The 10,022-nt window shown below is 49.1% G+C and carries 11 protein-coding genes; 5 read left to right on the top strand and 6 right to left on the bottom strand.

The window, feature by feature from the left end; all coding sequences use genetic code 11:
• Nucleotides 1-143 precede the first annotated feature (143 nt).
• Nucleotides 144-647, bottom strand: a complete 504-nt coding sequence (locus tag F456_RS0105310; protein WP_018975962.1) for an ArpU family phage packaging/lysis transcriptional regulator — start codon at nucleotides 645-647, stop codon at nucleotides 144-146.
• Between the two features lie 309 nt (nucleotides 648-956).
• On the opposite strand from F456_RS0105310, the gene F456_RS0105315 reads away from it, so the two are divergent.
• The 3 genes from F456_RS0105315 (at nucleotide 957) to F456_RS0105325 (ending at nucleotide 4,253) form a co-directional block, all read left to right on the top strand.
• A complete protein-coding gene (locus tag F456_RS0105315) occupies nucleotides 957-1,364 on the top strand; it encodes a helix-turn-helix domain-containing protein (protein ID WP_018975963.1) in 408 nt (135 codons plus the stop codon).
• A 99-nt stretch (nucleotides 1,365-1,463) separates the two neighbouring features.
• The gene (locus tag F456_RS0105320) at nucleotides 1,464-1,877 is read left to right on the top strand and encodes an ImmA/IrrE family metallo-endopeptidase (protein WP_026293666.1); all 414 of its coding nucleotides are present in this window, start codon (nucleotides 1,464-1,466) and stop codon (nucleotides 1,875-1,877) included.
• 150 nt (nucleotides 1,878-2,027) lie between these two features.
• Nucleotides 2,028-4,253, top strand: a complete 2,226-nt coding sequence (locus F456_RS0105325; protein ID WP_018975965.1) for a hypothetical protein — start codon at nucleotides 2,028-2,030, stop codon at nucleotides 4,251-4,253.
• A gap of 371 nt (nucleotides 4,254-4,624) precedes the next feature.
• Here the strand turns inward: F456_RS0105325 and F456_RS24520 are convergent, their stop codons facing one another.
• Nucleotides 4,625-4,780: a hypothetical protein gene (locus tag F456_RS24520; RefSeq protein WP_018975966.1), complete on the bottom strand. Its 156-nt coding sequence runs from the start codon at nucleotides 4,778-4,780 to the stop codon at nucleotides 4,625-4,627.
• 295 nt (nucleotides 4,781-5,075) lie between these two features.
• Between F456_RS24520 and F456_RS21810 the strand changes: the two genes are divergently transcribed.
• Nucleotides 5,076-5,543 carry a coiled-coil domain-containing protein gene (locus tag F456_RS21810; RefSeq protein WP_018975967.1) on the top strand — a complete coding sequence of 156 codons (468 nt, stop codon included), beginning with the start codon at nucleotides 5,076-5,078 and terminating at the stop codon, nucleotides 5,541-5,543.
• A gap of 13 nt (nucleotides 5,544-5,556) precedes the next feature.
• Nucleotides 5,557-6,264 (top strand): AIM24 family protein, encoded by a 708-nt coding sequence (locus tag F456_RS0105340; RefSeq protein WP_018975968.1) that lies wholly within the window; start codon nucleotides 5,557-5,559, stop codon nucleotides 6,262-6,264.
• Nucleotides 6,265-6,522: 258 nt separating this feature from the next.
• Here the strand turns inward: F456_RS0105340 and F456_RS0105345 are convergent, their stop codons facing one another.
• From F456_RS0105345 to F456_RS0105360, 4 genes are all read right to left on the bottom strand, one after another.
• Nucleotides 6,523-6,822 (bottom strand): hypothetical protein, encoded by a 300-nt coding sequence (locus tag F456_RS0105345; protein ID WP_018975969.1) that lies wholly within the window; start codon nucleotides 6,820-6,822, stop codon nucleotides 6,523-6,525.
• Nucleotides 6,823-6,865: 43 nt separating this feature from the next.
• Nucleotides 6,866-7,996, bottom strand: coding sequence for a toxic anion resistance protein (locus tag F456_RS0105350; RefSeq protein WP_018975970.1), 1,131 nt, complete (start codon nucleotides 7,994-7,996; stop codon nucleotides 6,866-6,868).
• Between the two features lie 74 nt (nucleotides 7,997-8,070).
• Complete coding sequence (locus F456_RS0105355; protein ID WP_018975971.1) at nucleotides 8,071-8,838, bottom strand: hypothetical protein; 768 nt, start codon at nucleotides 8,836-8,838, stop codon at nucleotides 8,071-8,073.
• A gap of 103 nt (nucleotides 8,839-8,941) precedes the next feature.
• Nucleotides 8,942-9,994 carry an ATP-grasp domain-containing protein gene (locus F456_RS0105360; protein WP_018975972.1) on the bottom strand — a complete coding sequence of 351 codons (1,053 nt, stop codon included), beginning with the start codon at nucleotides 9,992-9,994 and terminating at the stop codon, nucleotides 8,942-8,944.
• Nucleotides 9,995-10,022 lie beyond the last annotated feature (28 nt).

The following is a 10,022-nucleotide window of genomic DNA, read 5'->3' on the forward strand; positions in this document are numbered from 1 at the left end:
ATGTTCACGCACTACCGTATCCGGATCGACTCCTTCCATGCGTTCATCTGGATGCTCCAAGTTCTTATCCATCTCCTTCACCCCTCTATATCTAAATAGACAAGGCTACCTCCCTATAGTTCCCTTTTATTAAAAAATAAATATCATGCCCGCCGTTCTTCTTTCATTCGTCCCGTCCCGGTCCCTTTTGCCAGCAGCTCCTCCAGCTTAAGCATTTCCATAGCTGCCAGCGTCAATGCCATTTTGTAAAAAGCGCTTGTGCGCACTTTGACGTAAGTGTCTTTGCTGATCGGCGGGTCGAAGATATGATTGTAGACTTTATAGTCAAATACATCGTCCTGCTTCATATAGCGCTCATGCATCAGCAGACGTTCCCGATCATTCAGTCGTTCGACAATCCGCTCGATCCGTTCGCAATAGGCGGCACGTGCGGCGGGCATATCGACATTGTAAATGGCTGCAGCGGCGGTAGAGTCACTGGTCGTTCCGGTAAATCCGGAAGGAACTTCACTGTAGGAAGAGGTCACTCTCGACTCTCTTTCCTCAAACGTAATCGTCTTGTAAATGCGATACTTCTCCATAGCTCCTTCAATGGCAGTCTGCGTTTTCCGACGATCGAGCTTTGGCAGATTCAATGCAGCATTCATGATCATCTCTCCTTTTTATTGTCTTTTGGCAATAAATGAAGCGGATAATTCCTGTTATTTTATGGATGTGTTCGCATCTTGTTCGTATTCTTGTTTTAACCTTACCATATCTTTTCCAAACTCGTAAAGAGACATTTTGGCGTTTTCTTCCACCGTCCCGAGTTAAACGTTGATCCTGCAGCGTTTCCGCCTTTTGGCAATATTTTTGCTCTGTGCATTTACCCGGCAGTCAATATTGGGTATATTAAGAAGAGATGGAGCGCCGCAGCGGCGGCCGGCTAAATTGAAGAAGCGAGGAAGGATGCGCACATGGAAAACCGGTTCGGCAGTTATTTAAGACAGGTTCGCGAACGCAAAGGTTGGAGCATTAACCGACTGGCCGGAGCGGCGGGTGTTAGTACATCGCAGATCTCCCGCATCGAGCACGGCCTCCGGGGAGTTCCCAAACCGCAGACGATTACCAAGATTGCTCATGCGCTCGGCGTTCCCTATGAAGAGATGATGAACGAAGCCGGCTATCTGTCCGATTCCAACGAAGGATCGGTACCGGAGTGGGCCAGCTCGCGCGACAAACGGGATTTCAAGAAAATGTTGGAAGAAGACGGGGAATTGATGTTCGACGGTATTCCTCTGGACAAGGAAGATAAGCAGCGCATTAAGGACGTGCTAACCGGGTTGTTCTGGGAAGCCAAGCAGATGAACAAGCGCAGAAGCTGATGCGTTAACCCGAACTGCTGAAATGAAAAGATCAAATATTCAACGCGGTTAACGTACCAAAACTTTCCGCCGAAAAGGAGGGCTCGGACGGTGGATCACATCAACAAACTCGTAACCCGCCTCATTCGCAAGACCCATACGACCGATCCGTTCGCCATGGCGGAAGCGCTTGGCATCCACATTCGCTATATGGATCTTGGCAAATCGACCAAAGGGCTTTATTATCGAAAACTTCGCCGCCGCTTTATCGTAATCAACGAGCGGCTGCCGGAAGAATGGCGAAATTTTGTGTGTGCACACGAACTTGGACACGATCGCCTGCACAAAGGCGTCAACCGCTTTTTTATTGAAGAACATTCATTTTTCAGTGCAGGCAAATTGGAACGGCAGGCCAATCGGTTTGCCATGCTGCTGCTGACAAGCCATACGGAGCCGATTCCGGGCGAACCTTTCGAGCGTTTTTTACTGCGCAGCGGAATTCCGGCAGAATGTGTTTATTTTTTTGCCCAATGATCGAACATACGTTCCAATTTATTGGGTCAAATTAACTATTTCCATTTTTTTATATAAAAAGGGTAACATATGTAGGGTTTTACATCGATAATAGAATAGACAGCTTAAGCTTATCCGGCTGTACAATCTTATCTACTGAAGGAGAAGATTATGATTCGACAAAGAAATGTGATGCGTACCCTGGCCGTTCTGCTGATGATTGCTTCAATTGCTTTCCCGGCGAACGTGTTTGCCGCTGCGGGAGACGTCACCTCGATCTCGTTTGACGATGCATCGAAAAGAGAATTGATTATCGGTCAATCGGCGAAGCAGCTGAAGGTATATGCCACCATTGAAGGTTCGACCTCTAAGAAGGATGTAACAGCCGCAGCGAACTGGACTTCTTCCGATGAAGATGTTGCGCAAGTTGTCAAAGGTCTCGTAACACCGAAGTCCAGCGGAGATGCGATCATTACCGCCATTTACGAAGATGCGATTGCCACGGTTGAAGTTTCGGCTTCCTATCCGTACACCAAACTTGCCCTTGAACCGACCAAAAGCGGTACATATAAATTGGGCGATTCCGAGAAAGACCTGAAGATCACGGCCAAGATTACCGGCGGCGAAGAAAAAGACGCCGTTACGGATGTCTCCTCCCTGGCGACCTGGACCAGCTCCAGCGCATCGGTATTGACGGTTGAAGCCGGACAAATCACGCTGGTCGGCAAAGGAACCTCCACAATCACAGCCAAATACAAAGGTCAGACGGCCACGTTCAAAGCGACTGTCGAGCCTCCTTACTCTTCCCTGGAAATCCGGGATGACAAAGGCGCCACTGCCGATCTTGAACTGCTGATCGGAGACGCAATCCAGCTGAAGTCTGTGGCTCCAGCTTCCGGTGGGAGCATTGAGAAAGACATCACAGCCGATGCGACCTGGAGTTCATCCAACGAATCCATTGTTTCTGTCAATAAAGGTGCACTGACCGTCTCTTCTGCCGGCAAAGCGACAATTACCGTACAGCACCTCGGTGTGTCCGCCAAGATAGACGTCTACGTACGGGCACCTTATCAAGCGCTGCTGCTCGTTCCTTCGGAAGAAACAACGCTCTTCTTGGGTGAGACACTTGATCTCAAAGCCGAAGTTCGCGACCGCGCCAATTCTTCGCTGGACGTATCCGATCAGTCCAAATGGACGTCGAGCAGTCTGCTCGCCGCAACAGTGGACGGCGGAAAAGTTACTGCGAAAGCAGTCGGCAGCAGCACAATCAAAGCTGAATACAGCGGTGTTTCCAAAGAAATCAAAGTTAACGTATACCCGTCGCTGAAATCACTCGAATCGGCCAAGACCGAAACGGATCTGTACAAAGGCGAATCGGAAGCTCTGCCAAAGATTAGCGGGATTAAACTTGACAACACCAAGTTTGACCTTAGCAGCGATATGAAATGGACTTCCGGCGACGATGAGATCGTATCGATCGAGAATGGAAAACTGATCGCCAAGTCGGCTGGGACTGTAATACTTACCGCTTCCCTGCCGGATGCCGATGCCGTCAATACCCCTGCGGGTGACGTAAGCGTACGCGGCAAAAGGATCGAACTGAAAGTCACTGTTAATGAAAAAGTACTTCTGCTGCTGGGACCGGATGAAGCTCTCAGCCTTATTATCGGCGAGACCGAATCTCTGCCGACTGTCCAGGCAGTCTGGGAAGACGGCCAAGAGAAAGACATTTCTTCGCTGATCCACTGGACGGTAAGCGGTACGAATGCTGTGATCAAGACGAATGCCGAAGGCGTTCAGGAGATCAAAGCTCTGCGTAAAGGATCCGTAACGCTTAAAGGCACTTATTTGAACAAGTCGATTACCGTTCCGGCGAAGAGTGAACAGAAGATTACGAAGATCGTCGTCGTTCCAACTTCGATCGAACTCAATGTTAAATCCAGCAAAGTGATCAAAGCAACCGGCTTCTACGCGGACGGTTCCAAAGTATCGCTGGGCAGCAAAATGGGTTGGGAATCTTCCAATCCTCAAGTAGCCTCTACCAGTAGAACTTCGGTAAAAGGTCTAGCAGAAGGTACGGCTACGCTCAGCGGCTCTTATCAAGGGATCTCAGTGACGGTCGACGTTAGCGTTGTACCAAAGCTGACCAAGCTTACTGCTGATGAGAAAGCACTTAAGCTCACTCCAGGCAGCAGCAAGACGGTTATCGTAACGGCCGCTTACAATACCGGAGTATCGACAAATGTGACTTCTCAGACGACTTGGACCAGCTCCAAGCCTGCGGTAGCTACCGTATCCGCTTCCGGCCAAATCTTGGCTGCATCTGAAGGCAGAACGACAATCAAAGGCAAGTTCGGAAATAAAAACGTAACGATCTCGGTAACAGTCAAGCAATAATCGGACACGAGATTGGACCATGTACCAAAACATCAAAGCGGATGTCATTCCCTGTGAGGGGACGGACATCCGCTTTTTTAGAACAGATTCTATCAAATCGACAAAGATTCATCTTGTAAGGTTAAATCAAAGCGTTTCATAAAATGCTTTGATGAAAACAACTTATCAAAGTATCTTGTTAAACACTTTATCACCATACTTTATCAAAAAACGCTGCTTTCCTTCTGTCCGGCAGACTACCGAAAAAGAGGGAAACAGCGTTTTGTCAGAATTACTATGTACGCCCCAGCCTTCCTCCGGTAGTGTTGCTCCGGATTCGGATCTGGACTTTGCATGATTCTTGCTGCATTTATACGGCGGACACTCATCACTTACTGCTTCAAAGCCGTTTTCTGCTGAGTATCGAAACTGTCGTTCTGTTCATTGACAGGGCGGAACGTAATGCTGTCGAGTACCAGACCGTTGCCCACCGGCTCACCGTTTACTGTGACCATGATTTTTTTGAAATTCGAATTTGTTGTATACATGTGCAATTCACTCCAGTTCAGTAATATAAGATATGGACAAGCCGATACACGACTTGGAAAAATCGGATGTTCAAACTTTAACGAAATTGGTGTTTTTTCGGAAACTTCGGTACACTAGTCACGTATGATCTTTTGCGCAGTATTCAGGCTTCGGTAATAATATCAGGCCTTTTTTCAACGCTTCCTATCTATACCCGTTTTGCCCGCCTATCAAACGTTTTAACTAATGATACGGACGCTCTCCCTTGCAAACGATATTTCCAACCGACTTCTCAGATTGAGGTGACCATCCACGATGAAGCATAGATTTGCCGCGATACTTCGCAGAAGTATTCCGGCTGCCCTGATTCTGTCCTTACTGCTGCTTCCTGTCGGCCGCTCGGCCGAAGCCTGGGAGCCATTCGATAATTTCATGAACGGAATTGAAACGTTCGGCAAGCTCCCGTCCGAAGTCAATCAGCTGCGTCAAAGTTACGAGAAAACCGTAGACGAACTGGAAGGCGCCAAAGCCGATATCCAGGCTTATCGAAACGAAATGGAAATATACCGAAATGAGATTAATCAGCTTAACGAACAGAATAAACTTCTTGATGAACAGAACCGACAGCTGCAGCAGACCGTCACAGCCCTGAATGCCGTACAGGAAGAACGAGAGCAAAGCTCAAGAACGTTGAAGACGGTTATTTTTGTTCTTGTCGGCCTTCTTGTAGGTTATTTCATATTCATTCGCGTTCTGCGCCTCGGACTGCGCGGTAGACGATGATCGGAGGATATGCATGAACATTATCCATGAACAATCCGGAGACTCGTTCGGCGCGCAGGCCTATACGTTCGAACTGGATGAGCACGATACAGCCCATGTGCTGCACCCGCAGCAGATTGCCGTTTACCGCGGTGACCCGCGCAATCGCAGCGACAGGCTGCTTGAAATCAGCCGAATGATGCGCAAACGCAAGTTGATTCGCGCCGACTTCAAAGGCGAGTGTGCGTTCACCGCCGTACTGCCAGCGGGATTCGGCCTTCAGACACTCGACCTTTCAGGCGGAAGCGATATGCTGTACGATTTTCGGCAGCTCTTCTTCTATACGGACGGTATTCAGATGAAAAGCCGCATTTTGAAGCTCAAAAACATGCTAATCACTCAAGACGCGATCAAAATGAAATTTTCCGGCGAAGGACAAATTGGCATTATGACGCAGGGCACGGTTTTTCAAGCGGAACTGCATGAGACGGAACCGATCTACATCAATGCCGGCAGCATCCTCGCCTATCCGGAGAACGCGAAGCTTGACCTTGCCGTTTACGGTAACCACCTCGCCAGCCAACATATGAACTATCATTGGAAAATGACCGGCCGCGGTCATATTTTGCTTCAAGCCGGCGGAACGCGCAGCCAAGAACTGCGCGAACATATGGAAGACGAGGGACTCGTCAAGCGGATTTTAAGAGAAGCGATTCCTTTCGGTAACGTTTTTATTAAATAGCTTTATACAATCCACTAGCGACTCTAATCAGAGTTTTGAATCACGGAACGGTTTAGCCGTGATTCAAAACTTTCCAGGGAGCGATCTAATCGAATGCTATAAAGCTTGGCTTCCTCGAGTTTATACAATCCATTAGCGACTCTAATCAGAGTTTTGAATCACGTATCCAACACAAAAGCCGCCTTCCCGTTCATACGGTGAAGGCGGCTTTTTATTAAGCCGTATCATCTATTGATTCTACAGCGATTATTGTTCGTGCTAAACCTCTTGTTCTTCCCCCGGCTCCTGTTCTTCCTGCTCCATGGTGTCCCAGGCTGCATCAACCAGATTGTCGAATGCATCGTCGTCGCTTTCGATATATTCTTCCAGCGCCAAGATTTCTTCTTCCGGTCCCGGATCTTTCAAGAAGTGCAGACTGTACTCCCAAGCGTTGCCGTTCTTGCTGTAGATGGTCAGCTCATAAGGCTCTCGGTGTCCATCGGCCTCCACTTCGACTTTCCCCATATAACTCTTGTCTTCCCGACGCTCCATACGTGCATTCAAAATCTTGATGTTCATGTCTGACCGTCCTCCTCTTTCTTCATATTCCTAGTGTATGGGCTTATTCAAGCAGACTTGAGATCGACTGCAGACGCTGCGCTTCGTTCTGCTGGCCGGCGCTTACCCGAGCCGGCTCCGAACCTTCTGGGCTTCCCTGCATCAGCCCTAAGCGGCTGTGCATCTGCTTGTTAATTTCCGTCATGCGGCCGGTCTGTTCTGTCGCCGATTGGATAATTGTACGATTGGACTGTTCATACAGATCCATCGCCGAGAACAGATCGCCCATCGCACGCTCGACAGCCTCCATTTGCATAGCCGGCTTGCCAAGCAGATCGTTCGTTTTCTGCGTCGTTTCTTTTAACATGCGCGAATTGTCCTCGAACATGTTTTGCAGCGTCTGATTGGCCGTATTGACGGCTTCAATCGTCTCCATCTGATCCTGCAGCGCCATTGCGATCATCGCAGATACGGTGATCAGATGCTGAGTCTTGTCGATTGTGGCGTCAACGGAGTCGATCAGCTTGTCGTTATTGTCGTTAATAATGTCAGCACCGGCAATCGCTTGCTGATACAGCAGAATCATTTCAGTAAACGACTGGATACGGGTAACCACTTTGCGCAGTCCGCGCTCCAGCGTCGTTTTACGTCCTTCATTTTCCGGCTTTGCAATCTCTTCCTCGAACAAAGCTTTCAAGCGGTTGCCCATTGCAATTCGCATCTGCAAATTATAAACTTCCTCAATCGCCGTCCGTTTAAGGTTGCGCATATACGCCATATTTTCCTCAAGCGTATCTTTGCCGTTGCGCAGAGAAACGACAATTGCATCGACATTGGTCTTAACCGATTGATATTTATAAATATAATTTTTGAGCGGGGTCTTGCGCATAAGCTTATCGAAAAAACCAAGCTGCTGGCTCTTGCTGAGCGAATCGATCTCGCTTCTCAGACGAAGAATATTGCTGCCGACTTCCGAGCGCTTGCCCGATACCATATCATTGACCGGACGCTGCAGCATCTCCAGCGATTGGCCCGCCTTCTCCATCGTACGCTGACCCATCCGCCCGATCTGATCCATCAGATCGTCGAGCTGCAGATTATCGGTATTGGCGACTTTCTGAATCACCTGTTTTGCTTCCTGCTCGACTTTGTCCATATCGTTTTTTTTCAATTCGACGGCAAGATTCATAGACATGAATATTCCTCCTTTTACGGCGCACAGGTCCGATTATGAGTTCGAACACAAGCCGACTCGACTGCGCGAATATGTTAATCTGAAGTCCGATAACGCTGCTGAATCAGATCGATGCGGCTCTGGAGTTCAATCAGATCACGGTGCTCGATCGTCTCCACATAGAGCGAAAGCCGGGAGTCGATATCCTTGATGCCGTCCAGCAGCAGCCGGCGATTTTTGCGCTTGGCTTCACCGCTTAGCTTCAGGAAAGGATTGATGGCACCGTTTAGATCCTTGAACACCAGCCGCTGAATATTATGATTGATCTTGCTGTCGTTCAATTCTTTGAGCTGAGGAATCAGACGGGAAATGCGGACAAGCAGCGACATCGTCTTTTCGACAATTTCGTTATCCAGTGCATTTTTCTGCCCTTCGGAAATAATAAGTTCTTCAATAACGGAAATGTATTCGTGCACCGGATCCCATAGATCGTCCGGTTCCGCAGCTGCCCGGGATGCAGCGGACGGCTGCGGGTTCGGTACTTTCGGCGCCGATGCTGTCGCAGCCGGCGCAGCTTTACGTTCAGTGACTCCCTCCCGCCGACGACGTTCTACCGCTTCATCGACAGCTGGAATCCCTGTTCTTCTTCCACTTGGAGGAAGGGCTTCAGACTGTGACGACACCTCAATTGGAACCGGCTTAGACTTCTGCTTCTTAAATGCGCCGATACTTACCAGTACCGCTCCACCGGGGATAAGCATCGAGATGAATTCCGGCAGAAATCCTTGGGATACGAACGCAACGGCATAACCTGCAACAAAGGCCGTGATAGGCAGGCCGTAACGTTTAATATAATTGATCATGCCTTAACACCTCCAGCTTAATGGCAGAGTTTACGGCGTGTGTTCAAATCATCTATTGTTCAGGTCGGTCAGTCACCCTTCGAAGCCTACTTCTCTTTTTGACTCAGATGCCCGAGATTTCGGTTTCGCTGCGGATCCTGTCCAGCCTTACAGCCTGCTCTACGTAACTTGCCTTGATTCCAAATTCCGGTTCCGGCACCTCACACGGTTCGCCGAATGCCGCCTTGACCGCCAAATACGGAAAATTGACACCGGACAGACACGTAATATACAGACCGCCGGACATGCGCGGATTGATTTCCAGCAGTTTGGGAACACCTTTATTGTACTTCACCTGCACATTAAAAGCATAGGGAATACGGCAATTTTCCGCGATCCGCCGCGATAGCGCCAGCAGCTCTTCGGAATACTCCAGATCGTACACGCGCCCTTCCGACTTGCGCCGGGGAACAGCAGCCAGCAGGTTGCCTGCCGCATCCGCCAGACAGTCGATACTGTATTCGTCGCCTTCCAGCAGCTCCATGACCATCAGATCGTCAAAGCGTTCTACAGAAGACAGTATCCGGAAAGTCTCCTCGTATGTCGTCTCCAGCGATACCCAACCGTAAAGCTCCTTCAGCGGGTCGCCGGCTTCCTGCTTAAGAATACGGAAGCCCATGCCGCCTTCGGATTCTGTGGGCTTGAAGCAGACCCGCTCGCCGGCTTCCGTCAGCTCACGATAAGCTTGTGCAAACTCCTCCGCCGTACGAACAACCCGATAAGCGGGAATTTCGACCACTCCGCGCCCTTCAAGCGAACGATAAAATTTTTCTTTATTCATCATATTCTCCAACAATTCCAGATCGCTGCATACCATGACGCGGGTACCGACTTCTGCGAAACGATCGATATTTCGGGCAATCAATTCCATATGCAGCCGCGGAATGAGAAGATCAATTCCGTGTCTGCGGCAAAAATCGAGACAGAATTGGATATATTCCTCGCCTTTAACCTGCGGCTCGGTCTCTTTGACATCGCAGGCACTGAGCGAGACATGATCGATGTTGGGATGCGTACCGTAAAATTCAAATGCTTCTCCGTCTTCGTTGTCGCGGATCAGGTTCACATAATGATAAGCAACCGAGAACCAGCGGTTCAACCATATTTTTCTCATCATTCATCTTCCTCTTCGGGTTTTGGCAGTG

This window comes from Saccharibacillus kuerlensis DSM 22868, from assembly GCF_000378145.1.
GTDB classification, from domain to species: Bacteria; Bacillota; Bacilli; order Paenibacillales; family Paenibacillaceae; genus Saccharibacillus; species Saccharibacillus kuerlensis.

Coding starts and splice junctions, on each gene's coding strand:
- F456_RS0105310 (WP_018975962.1), bottom strand. CDS start 647: ATGAATGCTGCATTGAATCTGCCAAAGCTCGATCGTCGGAAAACGCAG.
- F456_RS0105315 (WP_018975963.1), top strand. CDS start 957: ATGGAAAACCGGTTCGGCAGTTATTTAAGACAGGTTCGCGAACGCAAA.
- F456_RS0105325 (WP_018975965.1), top strand. CDS start 2,028: ATGATTCGACAAAGAAATGTGATGCGTACCCTGGCCGTTCTGCTGATG.
- F456_RS24520 (WP_018975966.1), bottom strand. CDS start 4,780: ATGTATACAACAAATTCGAATTTCAAAAAAATCATGGTCACAGTAAAC.
- F456_RS21810 (WP_018975967.1), top strand. CDS start 5,076: ATGAAGCATAGATTTGCCGCGATACTTCGCAGAAGTATTCCGGCTGCC.
- F456_RS0105340 (WP_018975968.1), top strand. CDS start 5,557: ATGAACATTATCCATGAACAATCCGGAGACTCGTTCGGCGCGCAGGCC.
- F456_RS0105345 (WP_018975969.1), bottom strand. CDS start 6,822: ATGAACATCAAGATTTTGAATGCACGTATGGAGCGTCGGGAAGACAAG.
- F456_RS0105350 (WP_018975970.1), bottom strand. CDS start 7,996: ATGTCTATGAATCTTGCCGTCGAATTGAAAAAAAACGATATGGACAAA.
- F456_RS0105355 (WP_018975971.1), bottom strand. CDS start 8,838: ATGATCAATTATATTAAACGTTACGGCCTGCCTATCACGGCCTTTGTT.
- F456_RS0105360 (WP_018975972.1), bottom strand. CDS start 9,994: ATGATGAGAAAAATATGGTTGAACCGCTGGTTCTCGGTTGCTTATCAT.